This window comes from Rhizobium sp. WYCCWR10014 (assembly GCF_001657485.1).
Classification (GTDB): domain Bacteria; phylum Pseudomonadota; class Alphaproteobacteria; order Rhizobiales; family Rhizobiaceae; genus Rhizobium.
The window spans coordinates 46,147-63,018 of sequence record NZ_LXFU01000034.1; the positions used below are offsets into that span (position 1 = coordinate 46,147).

Annotated in this window: 17 protein-coding genes; 11 read left to right on the plus strand and 6 right to left on the minus strand. The window is 60.4% G+C overall.

Annotated elements, in window-relative coordinates; genetic code table 11:
- Positions 1-36 precede the first annotated feature (36 nt).
- The 9 genes from A6U98_RS14005 (at position 37) to ligD (ending at position 9,332) form a co-directional block, all read left to right on the plus strand.
- On the plus strand, positions 37-240 hold the full coding sequence (locus A6U98_RS14005; protein WP_245304530.1) for a hypothetical protein: 204 nt from the start codon (positions 37-39) through the stop codon (positions 238-240).
- Between the two features lie 528 nt (positions 241-768).
- On the plus strand, positions 769-2,343 hold the full coding sequence (locus A6U98_RS14010) for an FGGY-family carbohydrate kinase (RefSeq protein ID WP_064650674.1): 1,575 nt from the start codon (positions 769-771) through the stop codon (positions 2,341-2,343).
- Between the two features lie 32 nt (positions 2,344-2,375).
- On the plus strand, positions 2,376-3,887 hold the full coding sequence (locus A6U98_RS14015) for a glycerol-3-phosphate dehydrogenase (protein ID WP_064650676.1): 1,512 nt from the start codon (positions 2,376-2,378) through the stop codon (positions 3,885-3,887).
- A gap of 11 nt (positions 3,888-3,898) precedes the next feature.
- Positions 3,899-4,831, plus strand: a complete 933-nt coding sequence (locus A6U98_RS14020) for a TIM barrel protein (RefSeq protein ID WP_064650678.1) — start codon at positions 3,899-3,901, stop codon at positions 4,829-4,831.
- Between the two features lie 70 nt (positions 4,832-4,901).
- Positions 4,902-5,837, plus strand: coding sequence for a sugar-binding transcriptional regulator (locus tag A6U98_RS14025; RefSeq protein ID WP_064650680.1), 936 nt, complete (start codon positions 4,902-4,904; stop codon positions 5,835-5,837).
- A gap of 100 nt (positions 5,838-5,937) precedes the next feature.
- Positions 5,938-6,714, plus strand: a complete 777-nt coding sequence (locus A6U98_RS14030; RefSeq protein WP_064650682.1) for a DeoR/GlpR family DNA-binding transcription regulator — start codon at positions 5,938-5,940, stop codon at positions 6,712-6,714.
- Complete coding sequence (locus tag A6U98_RS14035) at positions 6,711-7,481, plus strand: triose-phosphate isomerase (RefSeq protein ID WP_064650684.1); 771 nt, start codon at positions 6,711-6,713, stop codon at positions 7,479-7,481. Before A6U98_RS14030 ends, A6U98_RS14035 begins: the two co-directional genes overlap by 4 nt.
- A gap of 11 nt (positions 7,482-7,492) precedes the next feature.
- Positions 7,493-7,948 carry an RpiB/LacA/LacB family sugar-phosphate isomerase gene (locus A6U98_RS14040; RefSeq protein ID WP_003562478.1) on the plus strand — a complete coding sequence of 152 codons (456 nt, stop codon included), beginning with the start codon at positions 7,493-7,495 and terminating at the stop codon, positions 7,946-7,948.
- A gap of 343 nt (positions 7,949-8,291) precedes the next feature.
- Positions 8,292-9,332: a non-homologous end-joining DNA ligase gene (ligD, locus tag A6U98_RS14050; RefSeq protein ID WP_064650688.1), complete on the plus strand. Its 1,041-nt coding sequence runs from the start codon at positions 8,292-8,294 to the stop codon at positions 9,330-9,332.
- Between the two features lie 103 nt (positions 9,333-9,435).
- Here ligD and A6U98_RS14055 read toward each other — a convergent pair whose 3' ends face one another.
- Genes A6U98_RS14055 through A6U98_RS14080 form a run of 6 tightly spaced genes read right to left on the minus strand, consistent with a single transcriptional unit; the run spans position 9,436 to position 14,468 of the window.
- Entirely contained in the window at positions 9,436-9,732 is a 297-nt protein-coding gene (locus A6U98_RS14055; protein WP_064650690.1) for a YciI family protein, read from the minus strand.
- On the minus strand, positions 9,729-10,577 hold the full coding sequence (locus A6U98_RS14060; protein WP_064650692.1) for a dioxygenase: 849 nt from the start codon (positions 10,575-10,577) through the stop codon (positions 9,729-9,731). Before A6U98_RS14060 ends, A6U98_RS14055 begins: the two co-directional genes overlap by 4 nt.
- 20 nt (positions 10,578-10,597) lie before the next feature.
- Positions 10,598-11,656, minus strand: a complete 1,059-nt coding sequence (locus A6U98_RS14065; RefSeq protein WP_064650694.1) for a maleylacetate reductase — start codon at positions 11,654-11,656, stop codon at positions 10,598-10,600.
- 1 nt (position 11,657) lies between these two features.
- Complete coding sequence (tsdA, locus tag A6U98_RS14070; RefSeq protein WP_064650696.1) at positions 11,658-12,638, minus strand: gamma-resorcylate decarboxylase; 981 nt, start codon at positions 12,636-12,638, stop codon at positions 11,658-11,660.
- 47 nt (positions 12,639-12,685) lie between these two features.
- Positions 12,686-13,918, minus strand: coding sequence for a flavin-dependent monooxygenase (locus A6U98_RS14075; protein WP_064650698.1), 1,233 nt, complete (start codon positions 13,916-13,918; stop codon positions 12,686-12,688).
- Positions 13,919-13,928: 10 nt separating this feature from the next.
- The gene (locus A6U98_RS14080; protein ID WP_064650700.1) at positions 13,929-14,468 is read right to left on the minus strand and encodes a flavin reductase family protein; all 540 of its coding nucleotides are present in this window, start codon (positions 14,466-14,468) and stop codon (positions 13,929-13,931) included.
- A gap of 198 nt (positions 14,469-14,666) precedes the next feature.
- Between A6U98_RS14080 and A6U98_RS14085 the strand changes: the two genes are divergently transcribed.
- Both A6U98_RS14085 and A6U98_RS14090 read left to right on the plus strand, forming a co-directional pair.
- On the plus strand, positions 14,667-15,119 hold the full coding sequence (locus A6U98_RS14085; RefSeq protein WP_064650702.1) for a MarR family transcriptional regulator: 453 nt from the start codon (positions 14,667-14,669) through the stop codon (positions 15,117-15,119).
- Between the two features lie 182 nt (positions 15,120-15,301).
- Positions 15,302-16,603, plus strand: coding sequence for an aromatic acid/H+ symport family MFS transporter (locus A6U98_RS14090; protein WP_197496392.1), 1,302 nt, complete (start codon positions 15,302-15,304; stop codon positions 16,601-16,603).
- The last annotated feature ends 269 nt before the right edge of the window (positions 16,604-16,872 follow it).

The window sequence follows — 16,872 nt, forward strand, 5'->3', positions numbered from 1 at the left end:
TTGGCTTGGAATGGCAAGATGGGGAGGGCTAGCGAGATGATGATCGCAAGCGCGCTGAAGCATTGCGTCGCACCGGAACAGAAACCGGCGGGCTATCTGCAAGAGTGCAACTCTGGACGAAAATTCGCATTGGAAGCCTCCTCAACAAGACCGGCGGCTGTCTCCTCCAACCACCTGGGCCTGCAAATTCTCCATCAGGAAGCGCACTTCCGTGATAGAACTATGTTATTTATGCCGTAAATGATGTTATATATTTTACAAGCTGTCAACGGCACTTTCGCGGCAACTCGACTGAAATGCACGACCTCACATCTTGTTTATCACGCTGCGCTGCAGCAAAAAGGGCAGCAGATGCTGACGTCTTCACGCATGTCATTCGACCACTTGATGGCGGTATCTAGCTGTTTTTAAATCAACATTGTGCATGCTGAGCATTGCGGGCGCTACCGTTTTCGGTGTCGCACTCCAAGAGTTCGGCGGCACAGGCATAACTTCCCTGGTCTTCCATTTTAGATGAAAAAAATTACATCGCTAGAAAAATCTTACTGGTATTATGATATCTTTGTGTTATATTTTTGAGGGAAATCAGGGAGGTTTCGGCTGCGCGCTCGATCTGGGCTTGACCCACTTGCCGTTGACCATGGGGCGCTGAATTTGGCAGTTGGATGGATCATCCCAGAGAGTTTGGCCGATCGGGAGGACTTCAGATGAATTTGATGCGCGTATTGCCCGCCGCGGCGCTTGCGATGGTGGCGAGATAGGCCTGCAATGACATCGACCGAAAAGATCATAATTGGCATAGATGCCGGCACCTCGGTCATCAAGGCCGTCGCCTTCGATCTGTCCGGGCGCCAGATCGCCACGGCCTCCGTTCGCAACAGATACACCACCGGAGACGATGGCTCGGCAACGCAGTCGCTGGATCAGACCTGGCTCGATTGCGCCAGCGCGTTGCGTGGTCTCGGAGAAAAGGTACCCGACCTTGCATCACGTACGGCAGCCATCGCCGTCACCGGACAGGGCGACGGCACCTGGCTCGTCGGCCGCGGCAATATGCCGGTCGCCGATGCCTGGCTGTGGCTCGACGCGCGCGCCGCGCCGACGGTTACGGCGCTGGCCGGCGGAGCGCAGAACCGTGCCCGCTTCGAGGCGACGGGCACCGGCCTCAACACCTGCCAGCAGGGTGCGCAACTTGCCCATATGGACCGCTTCACGCCGGACCTTCTCGATCAGGCGGAGGCGGCGCTGCACTGCAAGGACTGGCTCTATCTCAACCTCACAGGCTTGCGGGCAACCGATCCATCGGAGGCAAGTTTCACCTTCGGCAATTTCAGAACGCGCCAGTATGATGCAGTGGTGATCGAGGCGCTGGGTCTTGACCACAGACGCGGGCTCCTGCCCGAAATCATCGACGGCAGCGAGACCACCCACCCGCTGACGTCGGAGGCGGCGAAGGCCTGCGGGCTTGTTGCCGGAACGCCGGTCTGCCTCGGTTATGTCGACATGGTGATGACGGCGCTTGGCGCAGGCGTGCGCAGCGGCGCTCGCAACGCCGCCTGCTCGACGATCGGCTCGACCGGCGTGCACCTACGCGCCAAGTCCGTTGACGACGTTCAGCTCAATCGTGAGGGCACCGGCTATGTAATCGCCCTGCCCATCCCCGGCATCGTCACTCAGGTCCAGACGAATATGGGCGCCACGATCAACATCGACTGGATCATTGATGTCGCCGCCTATCTCATGGCCGAGGCGGGCAAGCCTGCTTCGCATGCAGACCTCATTGCGCGCATCGACGGCTGGTTTGCAGAAAGCCGACCGGGGGCGGTGCTCTACCATCCCTATATTTCCGAAGCAGGCGAACGTGGGCCTTTCGTCAACGCCAATGCGCGCGCGGGCTTCACCGGTCTTTCGACGCGTCACCGCTTCCCCGACCTGCTGCGCAGCGTGGTCGAAGGGTTGGGGCTTGCCACCCGCGACTGCTACGTGGCGATGGGCGCGATGCCCGAAGAGCTGCGGGTCACGGGCGGGGCCACACGCTCCGTCGCCCTTCGCCGTTCACTCTCGGCCGCCGTTAACGCGCCGATCCGCCAGTCGCGCCGCGAGGAGACGGGGGCGGCCGGCGTGGCGATGATGGCGGCGGTGGCTGTCGGCGTCTATTCCAGCATGGACGATTGCATAGCCGACTGGGTGACGCCGCTGCTCGGCGATCCGGAGACACCGGACGCCAGCGAGGCCCACCGGTTCGACCGGCTCTTTTCCGCCTATACCGATGTGCGCCAGGCAATGGCGCCCGCCTGGGACAAGCTTGCCGAAGCCGCAACGACGTCGCCGGTCGGCGCGTAATTCTGATGCAGCGGGCATCGAAGGAGCATGACATGACCGAACCCGAACTCCTGGATCTCTTCGTTATCGGCGGAGGCATCAACGGCGCGGGGATAGCACGCGATGCTGCGGGCCGCGGCCTGAAGGTCGTGCTGTGCGAAAAGGACGATCTGGCACAGGGAACCTCTTCGCGCTCAGGCAAGCTGGTGCATGGCGGTCTGCGTTACCTCGAATATTACGAATTCCGCCTGGTGCGTGAAGCACTGATCGAGCGTGAAGTGCTGCTCAATGCCGCGCCGCATATCATCTGGCCGATGCGGTTCGTCCTGCCGCACAGCCCTGAGGATCGCCCCGCATGGCTCGTGCGGCTCGGCCTCTTCCTCTATGATCATCTCGGCGGCCGCAAGAAGCTGCCCGGGACCCGAACGCTCAACCTGCTCCGCGACCCGGAAGGCACGCCGATCCTCGATCAATACACGCGCGGCTTTGAATATTCCGATTGTTGGGTCGACGATGCCCGCCTCGTGACCTTGAATGCGTTGAGCGCAGCGGAAAACGGCGCTCTGGTGCTGACCCGCTCACCGGCCGTGTCGGCCCGTCGCGAGAATGGCGGTTGGACCGTGGTCACGAAAAACAACTCCACGGGAGAGACGCGAACCTTCCGTGCCAAATGTCTGGTAAACTGCGCCGGCCCCTGGGTGATGGACATCATCAATCGCGTCGCCGGTTCGAACTCCGGCCGCAATGTCCGCCTCGTCAAGGGCAGCCACATCATCGTGCCGAAGTTCTGGGCGGGCGCCAATGCCTATCTGGTGCAGAACCACGACAAACGCGTCATTTTCATCAATCCCTATGAGGGCGACAAGGCGCTGATCGGGACGACCGATATCGCGTACGAAGGCCGGGCCGAGGATGTTGGCGCCGACGAGACGGAGATCGAGTATCTGCTCAAGGCGGTCAATCGCTATTTCAAGGAAAAGCTGCGTCGCCACGATGTGCTGCACAGCTTCTCTGGCGTGCGTCCGCTGTTTGACGATGGCAAGGGTAACCCGTCGGCCGTTACCCGCGACTATGTCTTTGATCTCGACGAGACAGGCGGCGCCCCGCTGCTCAACGTCTTCGGCGGCAAGATCACCACATTCCGCGAGCTCGCCGAACGCGGCATGCAGCGTCTGAAGCACATCTTCCCGAACATGGGAGGCGACTGGACTGAGAAAGCGCCGCTGCCGGGCGGCGAAATTCCGAATGCCGACTACGAGAGCTTCGCCAACAGCCTGCGCGATATCTATCCCTGGATGCCGCGCAAGCTCGTGCATCACTACGGCCGTCTCTATGGCGCCCGCGCCAGGAACGTGGTTGCCGGCGCGACAGGCATGGAAGGGCTCGGGCGGCATTTCGGCGGACAGCTCTATGAGGCCGAGGCCCGCTATCTCGTCGCCACGGAATGGGCCGAAACGGCCGAGGACATCCTCTATCGCCGCACCAAACACTACCTCCATCTGAACGAAGCGGAGCGCGCGGCCTTTGGCGAGTGGTTTGCTTCAACCCGCCTTGCCGCCGCCTGAAGGATGCTGCCATGCCGCTGACCCTTTCGCTCAATACCAATCCGCTGGTCAACCGCTTCGCGGACCCAGACGACCTCATCGACACGGTGGCGCATGATTTGCGGATCCGCGACCTCCAACTGACCCACGAATTCATCAATCCGAGCTGGCAGGCGCCGGTGATCCGCCGGCTGACGCGCACGATGAGCGCTGCGCTGAAGCGCACCGGCGTACGGGTCACCTCGGGCATGACAGGCCCCTATGGGCGCCTCAACCATTTCGGACATCCGGATGCCGATGTGCGCCGCTACTACGTCGACTGGTTCAAGACCTTTGCCGACATCACCGCCGATCTCGGCGGCCATTCGGTCGGCACGCAATTTGCGATCTTCACCTATAAGGACTTCGACGATCCGGCCAGACGCGAGGAACAGATCAAGATCGCCATCGAATGTTGGGCCGATGTCGCCGAGCATGCGCGCGCTGCAGGCCTCTCCTACATGTTCTGGGAGCCGATGAGCATCGGCCGCGAGTTCGGCGAGACGATCGCCGCCTGCCTGTCGCTGCAGGGGCGGCTGACATCCGCCGGAATGGCCATCCCGATGTGGATGATGGCGGATATCGATCATGGCGACATCACCTCCGCCGATCCCGATGACTACGACCCCTATGCCTGGGCACGCGCCGTCCCGCCGGTATCGCCGATCATCCACATCAAACAGAGCTTGATGGACAAGGGCGGGCACCGGCCCTTTACCGCCGAATTCAACGCCAAAGGCCGCATACAGCCGGCGCCTCTTCTCCAGGCGCTGGCCGACGGTGGGGCAAAGGACAATGAAATCTGCCTGGAACTCTCCTTCAAGGAACGCGAGCCGAACGATCGCCAGGTCATCCCGCAGATCGCCGAAAGTGTCGCCTTCTGGGCGCCGCATATCGACACCGGCGTCGCCGACTTGAACATCTGAGGCGGAGATCTTTAAAAGGCAGCACTGCGATACGGCGGAATCGCCGCATGACCTTCGTAAAGGAGCCGTGATGACGGACGCCGATGATACGCTTGCCGTGCGTGCTGCCTGGCTTCACTATGCCGGTGGCCTGACGCAGTCCGACGTTGCGCGCCGCCTCGGCGTGCCGTCGGTAAAGGCCCATCGCCTGATCGCCAGAGCGGTCGCCGATGGTGTCGTCAAAGTCACCATCGACGGGGATATCGTCGAATGCGTCGAGCTGGAGATGCGGCTTTCGGAACGGTTCGGGCTTCAATATTGCGAGGTCGCACCTGATCTCGGCGAGGAAGGCTTGCCGCTGCGCGCACTCGGCCATGCCGGCGCCGGCTATCTCAAGCGCGAGATCGAGCGCGGCGACAATACGGTGATCGGCCTTGGTCATGGCCGGACGCTTTCCGCCGCCGTCCAATATATGCCGAGGGTCAGCGCGAAGAACCTGCGTTTCGTCTCGTTGCTTGGCGGGCTGACACGAAACTACGGCGCCAATCCCTATGATGTGATGCATCGCATCGCCGAGAAGACCGCCGCCCATGCCTATGTCATGCCGGTTCCCTTTTTCGCCAATACCGGCGAGGATCGCGAAGTGCTGAAGGCGCAGCGTGCCGTCAAGGAGGTCTTCGATCTTGCCAACAATGCCGATCTGAAGCTCGTCGGCCTTGGCACTGTCGATGCCGAGGCGCAGCTCGTCTTGTCCGGCATGGTCGAACCCGGTGAAATCGACGACATCGCAGCCGCAGGCGGCGTCGGCGAAATCCTCGGACATTTTTTCGACGCCGACGGCCATATCCTCGACACCGCGCTGACGGCGCGCACGCTCTCCGCGTCTTTTCCCAAGACCAAGAAAGAGCGGCTCGTGGCGCTGGCGGGCGGACAGTCGAAAGTGTCGGCCATCCGGGCAATTCTGAATAGCCGCCGCCTTTTCGGGCTGATCACCGACGAGCGAACCGCGCAGGCACTGCTGAAGTAGCGATGGAAAGACAACAATATTTGATCGCAAAATAACATAATAAATGTTGATTATCACGCATACTCCGTTATCTTCACATCAAACGAGGGTGGAGAGCGGGATGAGGCGGGAAGAGCGGCAGCAGTTGATCGTCAACCTGCTCGTCGAAAACAAGACCGTCGATCTCGACGACCTTGCCGATCGCTTCACCGTGTCAAAGATGACGATCCATCGTGATCTCGACGATCTCGAGCAGGCCGGCATCCTGCGCAAGGTTCGCGGCGGCGCGACCATTGACGCCGGAACGCAGTTCGAAAGCGACTTCCGCATTCGCGAGCGCCAAGGCAGCGAGGCAAAGCTGGCAATGGCTGAGACCGCGCTGGAACTGGTCGAGCCGGGAATGACGGTGATGGTAAACGACGGCTCGATGGCGGCCGTGCTCGGCGAAATGCTGCTGCAGAAGCGGCCGCTGACCTTGATCACCAACAACGCGGCGATCATGGAGCGGCTGAAAGGCGAAACAGGCATCACGCTGATCGCGCTCGGCGGCATCTACTCGGCCAAATTCAACGCCTATCTCGGCGTTGTCACCGAGGAGGCACTGTCGCGACTGAGGGCCGACATCGCCTTCATCTCGACGCCGGCCGTCAGCGGCGGGCGCGCCTATCACATGGACGATAACGTCGTGCGTGCCAAGCGGGCGATGATCGCCTCGTCGACCAGGACCTGCCTTCTGGTCAACCATCAGCGCATCGGCCACACCGCCCTGCATGTCATGGCGGATCTGGCCGACTTCGACGCGATTATCACCGACAGCGCACCGGATGCTGCTGTCCTGGAGGAATTCGAACAGGCGGGCATTACGCTCACCATTGCATCAACGCAGGATCCGACATGACCGAAAAGCCGCGCTTCTGGATTGGCACCAGCTGGAAGATGAACAAGACGCTTGCTGAAGCCGAGCATTTCGCCCGCGGTCTAGAAGCTGCCGATGCCGCGCGCGACCCACGTATCCAGCGCTTCGTGATTCCGTCTTTCACGGCGGTGCGCGAGGTCAAGGCGATGCTTGCCAAGACCTCGGTGAAGGTCGGCGCTCAGAACATGCATTGGGCCGACCAGGGCGCCTGGACCGGCGAAGTCTCGCCGGTGATGCTGAAGGACTGCAATCTCGATCTCGTCGAGCTCGGCCATTCCGAGCGGCGCGAACATTTTGGAGAGAACGACGCGACTGTGGGTCTGAAGACCGAAGCGGCCGTTCGCCACGGTCTCATCCCGCTGATCTGCATTGGCGAGACGCTTTCCGACCGCGAAAGCGGAAAGGCCGCCGACATCCTCGCGACCCAGGTGCGCGGCGCACTTTCGAAACTTTCGGGCGCCCAAAAGGCTGCCGAGATCCTGCTGGCCTACGAGCCGGTCTGGGCGATCGGCGAGAAGGGCATCCCGGCGACTGCGGATTATGCGGATGCCCGCCAGTCTGAAATCATCGCCGTTGCCGAAACTGTGCTGGGCCGGAAGATCCCCTGCCTCTACGGTGGGTCGGTCAACCCGCAGAACTGCGAAGAACTGATTTCGAGCCCGCATATCGACGGGCTTTTCATCGGCCGTTCGGCCTGGAATGTCGAAGGCTACCTCGACATCCTGGCCAAATGCGCCGCCAAACTCTGAGGAGAAAGACAATGAAGCTTGCCATTGCAGGAGACAGCGCCGGCGAAGGCCTCGCCAAGGTTCTGGCCGACCATCTGAAGGACCGCTTCGACGTGTACGAAGTCTCGCGCACGAGCGCCGGTGCCGATCCTTTCTACGCCAACCTCTCGGACCGCGTCGCCTCAGGCGTCATCGACGGCACCTACGACAAGGCAATCCTCGTTTGCGGCACCGGCATCGGCGTCTGCATCTCGGCCAACAAGGTTCCCGGCATCCGTGCCGCCCTGACGCATGACACCTATTCGGCCGAGCGTGCAGCACTTTCCAACAATGCGCAAATCATCACTATGGGAGCCCGCGTCATCGGAACGGAGCTTGCAAAGTCGATCGCTGACGCCTTTCTTGCCCAGACCTTCGACGAGAACGGCCGCTCTGCCGGTAACGTCAAGGCCATGGATGATCTTGACGCGAAGTACAGCGCCCGTTGAAGATTGCTGATGCCGGGGCCGGGCCGGAGTGTGTTCGATGTCACTGAGGCCGCACCGGGACGACTGCTCGGCCGATCCAGATCCGGCAGCGATTTCGGGCCGGAGGCATCGACACGTCCTTGAATTGAGATTCGTTTCGACTCGGAACAATCGGCCGAATGATTCGGTTGAGTCGCGTTGTTGCCATCGAAGCGAAGAAGAAGCAGATGAAAAGGCCGTACAGGGCAAAGCCCAAGACCAGGGAAAAGCAAGGGTCGGCACCGAGCAATGTCATCAGAATCATGAGTGTTCTGCGCAACTCGGTCGACGCGGAAAACAACCCGGGGAGGCGTCAGACTTAATCATGAAGCGTCCGCGCCGCCCACTGCCCCTGCTCGACGAATCTCACTCAACGCTGCAGTCTCGTCCGATCCGCAAGCGCGATCCCGACCAGCCCAGCCTGCCCTTCGATCCAATGCCGTCGCGCGTCGAGCCCTGCCTTGCGCTGCTGAAGCCGACTGTGCCTGCGGGGCCGGATTGGCTCTATGAGGTGAAGCTGGATGGCTATCGATTGGCAATCCACGTTGAGCCGAAGGGCGTGCGGGTCATCACCCGCGGCGGCCATGACTGGACCCACCGCTTCCCCACCATCGCCGCCGCAGCGAAAAAGCTTGGAGTGACGACCGCCATTCTCGATGGCGAGGCGGTCGTACTTGATGATCATGGCCGATCGGATTTTGGCGCCCTGCAGCGCTCGCTCGGCGGGCGGGGCGGCAAGCGAGTATCGACCGAGTCGATCCTCGTCGCCTTCGACCTTCTCTATCTCGATGGACACGATCTGGCCGGCACCGAGCTTGACGTGCGCCGGCACCTGCTTGAAGATCTGATACCGGACGGCGATGATCAGGCGATCCGAATTTCCGAAGAAATAGACCTGCCGGCTGAAGATCTTCTCGAGCACGCCTGCCATCGTCATCTGGAAGGCATCATCGCCAAGCATCGCGACCGGCCCTACGGAAGTGGCCGCACGGGCGATTGGCTGAAGATCAAATGCGTCCAGAGCGAGAGCTTCATGATCGTTGGTTATGAGCCGTCGGCATCCGCCCGCGGCGGCATCGGCAGGCTGCTGTTGGCCGGCAGACGAGGCCTCGACTGGATTTATGTTGGCTCCGTCGGAACCGGTTTCGGTGCCAGTGATGCTGAATACCTGAAAAAGACGCTCGACCGATTGAAGACGAGCCGGCCGGTCGTTCCCCTGAAGGGCAAGCGCCTCGTCCTCGTGCAACCGACGCTAATTGCCGAGATCGAGTTTCGCGGCTGGACGGATGACGGCAATCTCCGCCATGCCTCGTACAAGGGGCTGCGCGAGGTTCAGGACAACGCCGCTGTCTTCGATATGACCTAAAGTCTGAATCCTGTTCTCAATTAAATAGTTAGATCCGAAAGCCGCTCACCGTTTTCGGCATCATGCTATAGACTTCATCACTCTCAGCAGGTCAAAATGCTGATCAGAGATTCTCCAGAAGAAGCCCAGAACTGGGCCGCCATTCGAATATATCGACGCTCCCGTAAACACCGGAGCGCACGAAGGGATCTCCTGCGCTGAACGCCTCGAACTCGGCGAGCGTTTCGACTTGCGCGATCACGATTGCGGTGGAACCCTTGCCTGCCGCCGGCGGTGCGGAAGGTCCCGAAAGAAGGATGCGGATCGCCGCGCCATGCAGATAGGCCCTGTGCTCATCGAGCAATCGGGAGCGTTCGGCAGCCTTGCCGGGGGCGGATACCGCGTAGCGGGCGACGATCATTGTGTATTCTCCACCGGCGTCAGCACGAAATCGAAATCGGAACGCCAGATTGTCCGACGATCGACCCGGTCGAAAGGCGCGACAAGGCTGTTTTTCACCCCAAATACCGTATCGGATTCCAGATAGGGATCGTCGCCGACAAATGTGTGGGTGACGAGCTTCTGATAACCTGAAGCCGTGATCAGGTAATGAGTATGGGCAGGACGGTAGGGATGGCGGCCGAGGGACGCCAACATCTGGCCGACCGGGCCGTCATCCGGGATCGGGTAGGAAACCGGCTTTATGCCGACGAAGCTATAGGCGCCATCTGCGCCGGTCACGAAGATGCCCCGGTTGTTCCACTTCGGCTGGATATCCGGCTGCTGGACGTCGTAGAAGCCATCGGAATTATCCGACCATACGTCGATCCGGGCACCCTCGATCGGATTGCCATTAAGATCAAGCACCCGCCCGATGAAGAGGCAGCTCTCGCCCTTGCCGTCGAGAGAGATGTTTTCACCCATCTGCCGTATGGGCGCGCCTTCGACATGGAAAGGTCCAAACACGGTATTTTCCGTGGCGCCCGGCGGACGCCGGTTGTTGATTGCGTCCACCAGCATCGACAAGCCAAGCGTATCGCTGAGCAGGATGAACTCCTGTCGCTCGTCATGACAGAGATGGCCGGTACGGGTCAGGAAGCCGATGGCCAGCTCCCATTCCGCCTGGGTGAGGCTGATATCCTTGGCAAAGGCATGTAGGTGCTTGACAAGCGACGCCATGACTTCGGTAAGACGCGGATTAATGTCCTGCCCCATCCGCGAGTTGACGGCTTCCACGGATCTCTCTTCGGTGAAATATTCAGGCACGTGGCCATCCTCCTAAGGCATTAACGCGGCCGCGCGCCCTCCCAGGCGCTTTGCAACAAAGCCCGGATCGCTTTCCGTTCGATCGGGCGCGGGTTCCAGTAGGGGTTCCGGGCGGCGAGTTCCGCCGCATGGTCCAGATCGGATTCCTTCATACCCAGATTGCGCAGCGCCAGGGGGGCGCCGATCGAAGCGGCAAAATCATAAAGACCGTTGCCCAGCGAGCCGCCGAAAAGATCGGCAGCGGGCTTTAGCGTATCCGCTGCGGCTGCGGCGTTGTAGGCGGCAGAATGGGGAAGAATGACCGCATGGGTTTCCGCATGCGGCAGATCGAAGCTACCGCCCAGCGTATGGCAAAGCTTGTGATGCAGGGCCATGCCAACGGCTCCGAGCACCGTGCCGCACAACCAGGAACCGTAAAGCGCTTCGCTTCGCGGCTCGATGTCCCCAGGTGAATTGACGATTTCGGGTAAAGCCTGCTTCAGCGCACGCAGGCCCTCGACCGCCATCATTGACGAAATGGGGTTGCGATCCTGCGCATAGAGACCTTCGACCGCGTGCGCCATTGCATTGAGCCCGCTGCTGACGCTGATGTTGACCGGCAATCCCAATGTCAATTCCGGGTCGTAGATCACCACTTCGGGCAGGATTTCGGGTCCGCGGACCGTCGTCTTCTGCCCGTTTTCTGTCTGGCCGAGGATCGGTGTAACCTCCGACCCCGCATAGGTCGTCGCCACCACGATTTGTGGCGCGTCGTTGCGATAGGCGATCGCCTTGCCGAGACCGATCGTCGATCCGCCGCCGATCGCGACGACGCAATCGGCGCCGGCTGCGTTGTATGCCGCCATTGCGCGCTCGGTCACATCGACCGGCGTATGCATCGTTGCATCGTGGAATAGTCCCGCCGCAAGCGGGCCGAGGGAAGCGGCGATGCGTTCAGCCTCCGCTTTCTGGTGCGGGGTTGAAAGAATCAGGGCGTGCTTGCCGCCCTGTCCTGCAATCGCCTCGGCGAGACGGTTCAACGAGCCGCTCCCGAAGAAGACCTGGGCCGCGCTGGCCGTGTATCTGAAAGGTGCAACCATGCTATCGATCGAGTTTGAAAAGTGAAACCGCGTTGGTGCGACCGATCTTCAGACGGTCGGCTTCGGAGATGGTCGTGCTGTCGAACCAGTTTGCAGCATGGTCGATGTTCTCGAATGGCCAGTCCGTCGAGAACAGAATTCGGTCCGCGCCAATTTCCAGCATAGCATCGATAAGCGATTGCGTGCGGAAGTTCCCCGACGTCGTGATGTAGAAATTCTCGTTGAAATAATCGGCAATCGGGCGTTTGGCCGGATGGTTCTTTTCCACCTTGACCCACGCATTCCGGTTGTCGATGCGCCACATCATGTATGGCAGGCCCTCGCCCATGTGACCAACGATGATCCGCAAAGCCGGATGTTCGTCAAACAGGCCGGACCCCATCAAGCGCAGCGCATGAACAGCGGTCTCCTGCGCGAACGCCCATGTCGGACCCATCAGCCAGGAATGGCCAGCATAGATCCGGCTATCTTGCGGCAACGGGTTGCGCGGATGCAGATAGAAGGGAACGTTGAGTTTTTCGACTTCCGCCCAGAACGGACGATATTGCGGCAGGTCGTAGTAAAGCGGCGTCGTTCCGTCACCTTCTTGCGAGAAGCCATTGACCAGTGCGCCGACGAAACCGAGCGTCGTCACGCAGCGCTGCAATTCCTGCGCAGCCGCATCCGGATCCTGCAGGGGCAAAGCTGCAAATCCCAGGAAACGGTTCGGGTTCTTGACGCATTGCTCCGCCAGAAAGTCGTTGGCGCGTCGGGAAATATCCAGGGCCTTTGCCTTATCCGGAATTGCCTGCACGGCCGGAGCGTTCAGCGACAGGATCATTTTCTCGATGCCGTGGGCATCCATTAGCCGCAGACGCTTGTCCTGGATATCCAGAAGACGGGCGGACAGTTCCGTCCAGTAATCGCCCGGCACGAACCCAGCCGAATCCTGCAGCGTCTCGGGAATGGCGAAATGTTCTTCAAGCGCGATCTTGCCTTGCACGATATGCTCTCTTTCCTGTCTTGAATCGAAATAATAGGGATGGCGGATCAGAATTGTCCCTTGGGCGGAAGACCGAGCAGCTGCTGGCCGACCATGGTGCCCACGGCATCCCAGTTCATGGAAATGTGGCGCCCGACTGCATTTGCATCGCGCCATGCCCGCTGGACGGGGTTGGACATCTGGAGGCCGAGGCCGCCTGTCGATGCATTGAGTGCTTCCGCGGCCCGAAGGGCGAGGCTGACCGCAAAGGATTGGCTACGACGGGCGAGAATCCGATCTTCTTCGGTGATCTCGCCCGCGCCATCCTCGCGGGCCTGGGCCAGTTGCTGCGCCCGGGCAATATCGCGCAGAATGATTTCGCGGGCGGCATCCACGGATGCGGAGGCTTCCGCCACGCGAAGCTGGATCGTCGGAAATTCGGCGATCTTGTTGTTGCCGCCGGCCACTGCACCACGTGTCACACGAGCTCCCATGTGGTCGATATAGCTCTCCAGTGCGCCCTTCGCCGCACCGACGGCTGCGCTGCCGAGGCAGAACGGAACCCCCATGAGCAGCGGAATGTTGAAAAGGCCGATACCTTTGTAGCCACGTCCGCCCGGCGTTCTGCCGGAAGTCGCATCCGGAAAGCTCAGCATGCGGTATTCCGGAACGAAGACATCCTTGAGGATCAGGCTTTTTGAGCCGGTGCCCGCAAGGCCGACCACGTCCCAGGTCTCGGCAATTGCATAGTCGCTGGCAGGAACCAGAAGGAACGCCGGTACAGGACGCTCCCCCTCGCCGCTTGGCGGAATGATTGCCGCACAGAGCGCCCACTGGGCATTTTCGCATCCGCTCGCAAAGGCCCAATCGCCGGATAGCCGAAAACCACCGTCGACGCGTTCCGCCATGCGGACCGGCGCATAGGAGCCGCAGAGCAACGCATCCGGATTGCTGCCCCACACGTCCTGCTGAACCCTTTCATCGAACATGGCAAGCAGCCATTGATGCGCGGAAAGGAGGCCGGCAACCCAGCCGGTGGAGGCACAGGCCGACGACAGTTGGATATTTGCATCGACAAGTTCGGCAAACGATCCTTCCTCGCCACCGAAACGGGCAGGCTTGACGATATCGAAATAGCCGGCGGAGCGCAGCAGCTCGATAGAGCGCGCCGGCACACGGCCGGATTTTTCGGTATCGCGCGCGCCGGCACGGATTTCGTCCAGCACCGGGGCGATGCGATCTGCAAGACATGCGGTCTTGACCCGCGCCGAGGCGGGAAACAGGGCGGCTGTATTGTTCATGAAACTACCTTCAGTTCTGGGATGCAGGGAGCGCGTGCAGTGGCGCGCAATATTTCGAATTCTCGTACATCAGCGCGATCGTGTTTTCGGCATGGCGGGTATCCACGACCTGCCCGATGAAGATCGTGTGCGTTCCATAGGGAACTGCGCCCATGCGGCGGCAGACAACCGAGGCATGAGCGGTCTCCAGCACCATCATGCCGCGCTCATGGCGAACCCAATCGGCAGCGTCGAACCGACGCTCAGGCGCAATCTTGCCGCTGAAACCTTCCGATACTGCTGCCTGCCTGTCGGTCAGAATGCTGACTGCGAATTCCGGCACCTCGAGCAGCATGTCATGCAGGTAGGTGCGATTGTTCAGGCAGATGATGAGAGATGGCGGATCCATCGAAAGTGATGTGACGGCCGTTGCCGTCATTCCATGATCCGCACCGTTGCGACAAGCAGAAATGACCGTCACCGTCGCCGGGAAACGGCGCATGGTCGATCGAAACGCATCGCTGATCGGTGCGGGGGGCGGCGCTATGCCGAGGGCAGCAGTGGCAGACATGATTTCCTCCCGTGTCTCCTTGCTATCCAAATTATTGCATTTGCAATTGTTGTCAATGCAAATTTAAAAATTAGGCAGAAATGCTTGATCTGCCCAGCCGTTCTCTGCGGCTGAAGCCAATCGTGTTGTCATCCCGGTCATTTAGGTGCATGTCGGAGAGAGCCTCCAGCAAGCCGAATCCCGCCAGCAGACAGAGACATGTACAAACTTACCGATTCCGTTCCGTATCTTCTCAATCGCGCCGGCGTGCGGATAGCCGAGGTATTCGCGCAGAGAATCGCCGAAGACAATCTCAGCGTGGCGATGTACCGGGTTCTGGCCATGCTCAAGGAGCGCCGGGAGAGCACCCTGGGAGATCTCGCCGACGTCGTCTCTGTCGAGATTTCGACGCTTTCGCGCCTCGTCGGCACACTGGCCAAGCGCAAGCTGGTGTCGCGAACACGTCCGGAAGATAATGGCCGCATCGTCATCGTAAGGCTGACCCCGCAGGGCGAGGCGCTGACGGAAAGGCTCATGCCGCTTGCCGTCGAGCTTGAACGCACCGCGGTTCAGGACATGTCGGACGAGGAGGTCGCAGCACTGAAGAAGGCGCTGCGCCGCATGCACAGCAACCTGCCGGCAATGTCCGGAAAGGGAAAAGTTACAAGCTGAAAAGTTTGCAGTTGCAAATATTTTATTCGCAAGTATTTAATAGCGTGTCATCGTTGTCTTGACATAGCCCGTTTGCGGGTGAGTCTGGCGCTGGGAGGAACCACGCCGGCAACGATCCAGGAGGATTTGTACACGGATCGACGCGGACCTGCCGCTGGCAGGAACGTACTTCCTGTACGCAAATGTATGGGGAGGGAAAATTGGCCATACAAGATCTCGCTATTATCAACGAACGCGTCCGCAGCCCGAATATCATCATCGCCCTTTGCGGTCTGCTGATCCTGTTCGACGGCTATGACCTGATCGTTTACGGCGCAGTCGCACCGGCGTTGCTCGGTGAAGCCAGCTGGGGCCTGACGCCGGGCATGGTCGGACGCGCCGCCTCCATCACCCTGTTCGGTATGCTGCTGGGCGCTCTCGTTGCCGGAACACTTGCTGACAGGATAGGTCGTCGCAAGGTCATCATCGGCAGTCTGCTGAGCTTTTCCGTTATGATGATCGGCAGCGGTCTTGCGCCGAACTTTCTCGTTTTCGAGGGAACACGCTTTCTCGCCGGCCTGGGCCTTGGAGCTCTTTTTCCCACGGTAACCGCTCTAATCATCGAGTTTTCTCCGCCGAAACGGAAGGCAATGGCCTATTCGATTGCTCTTCTGGGTTATCTGGCCGGCGGCATCATCTCGGGTGTCCTCGGAATGCTGCTGATACAGAAATACGGATGGCGTCCACTGATGATCATCGGCGGCGCACCGATCCTGCTTCTGCCCTTCTTCATCCGCCTGATCCCCGAGTCCCCCGAATGGCTGGCAACGAAGAACCGCCAGACCGAAGCCAACCAGATCGCAAACCAATACGGGCTGCCCGACCCTGTAGCCAGGCCCGTTGCGTCACGCCAGGTGGGCATCCGCTCACTGTTTTCCGAAGGTCGCCTGCTGCCGACATTGAACGCATGGGGCATTCACTTCTGTTCGCTTCTGCTCACATTCGGCATGGTCAACTGGCTTCCGACCATCATGAACAAGATGGGCTATGACCTCGGTTCTGCCCTCCTCTTCTCCGTAACGCTCAATCTCGGCGCCGCCGTCGGCCTTCTGATCGGCGCAAGGATTGCCGACCGCGGAAACGTCAAAATTGTCGTGGCAGGGATGTTTCTTCTCGGAGCCTGCTCGATCTGGTTGCTGACGCAGGTGGATCAGGGCCTCCAGGTCTATGGTCTCGTCGCACTTGCCGGTACGGGAACGATCGGTACGCAGATCCTCGCCAACGTTCTCGTTGGAAACCTCTATCCGGTCGAGATCCGTGGAACCGGCCTTGGCTTCTCGCTCGGCATCGGCCGTATTGGCGGCATGATAGGACCGGCCATCGGCGGTGCGGTTCTGGGTGCAGGCCTGGCTCCGCAGTGGAACTTCTACATCTTCGCATCGGTCGGAGTTTTGGGATGCGTCCTCGCGCTCATGACGTTGCTGTATCGCAAAAAGGCTGATTGACGGTCAGATTGTCGGCAGGTCTGGCATCCAGAACCTGCCGGCAATGCAAACCTTGTGAAGCCGATTCCCGATCATGGTCGATGGCTTTACGCGCTCACCGAGGCGAAAGACCGGAAGCGCAAGGACAGTGGTTTCCGCCGCCGGCACGCTGGCGATCGAGCAGGTCGGCTAAATCCCCGTGTCGTAAAACAAGATATATAGTCGACGAAGCGGCCGACATCCCGTATGCCGCTCATATGTCGTTCCGACAGGCAATAGAAAGTGGCAAC

Excerpts from the sequence above, each read along its gene's own strand:
- A6U98_RS14005 (WP_245304530.1), top strand. The coding sequence starts at position 37 with ATGATGATCGCAAGCGCGCTGAAGCATTGCGTCGCACCGGAACAGAAA.
- A6U98_RS14010 (WP_064650674.1), top strand. The coding sequence starts at position 769 with ATGACATCGACCGAAAAGATCATAATTGGCATAGATGCCGGCACCTCG.
- A6U98_RS14015 (WP_064650676.1), top strand. The coding sequence starts at position 2,376 with ATGACCGAACCCGAACTCCTGGATCTCTTCGTTATCGGCGGAGGCATC.
- A6U98_RS14020 (WP_064650678.1), top strand. The coding sequence starts at position 3,899 with ATGCCGCTGACCCTTTCGCTCAATACCAATCCGCTGGTCAACCGCTTC.
- A6U98_RS14025 (WP_064650680.1), top strand. The coding sequence starts at position 4,902 with ATGACGGACGCCGATGATACGCTTGCCGTGCGTGCTGCCTGGCTTCAC.
- A6U98_RS14030 (WP_064650682.1), top strand. The coding sequence starts at position 5,938 with ATGAGGCGGGAAGAGCGGCAGCAGTTGATCGTCAACCTGCTCGTCGAA.
- A6U98_RS14035 (WP_064650684.1), top strand. The coding sequence starts at position 6,711 with ATGACCGAAAAGCCGCGCTTCTGGATTGGCACCAGCTGGAAGATGAAC.
- A6U98_RS14040 (WP_003562478.1), top strand. The coding sequence starts at position 7,493 with ATGAAGCTTGCCATTGCAGGAGACAGCGCCGGCGAAGGCCTCGCCAAG.
- ligD (WP_064650688.1), top strand. The coding sequence starts at position 8,292 with ATGAAGCGTCCGCGCCGCCCACTGCCCCTGCTCGACGAATCTCACTCA.
- A6U98_RS14055 (WP_064650690.1), bottom strand. The coding sequence starts at position 9,732 with ATGATCGTCGCCCGCTACGCGGTATCCGCCCCCGGCAAGGCTGCCGAA.
- A6U98_RS14065 (WP_064650694.1), bottom strand. The coding sequence starts at position 11,656 with ATGGTTGCACCTTTCAGATACACGGCCAGCGCGGCCCAGGTCTTCTTC.
- A6U98_RS14075 (WP_064650698.1), bottom strand. The coding sequence starts at position 13,918 with ATGAACAATACAGCCGCCCTGTTTCCCGCCTCGGCGCGGGTCAAGACC.
- A6U98_RS14080 (WP_064650700.1), bottom strand. The coding sequence starts at position 14,468 with ATGTCTGCCACTGCTGCCCTCGGCATAGCGCCGCCCCCCGCACCGATC.
- A6U98_RS14085 (WP_064650702.1), top strand. The coding sequence starts at position 14,667 with ATGTACAAACTTACCGATTCCGTTCCGTATCTTCTCAATCGCGCCGGC.
- A6U98_RS14090 (WP_197496392.1), top strand. The coding sequence starts at position 15,302 with ATGTATGGGGAGGGAAAATTGGCCATACAAGATCTCGCTATTATCAAC.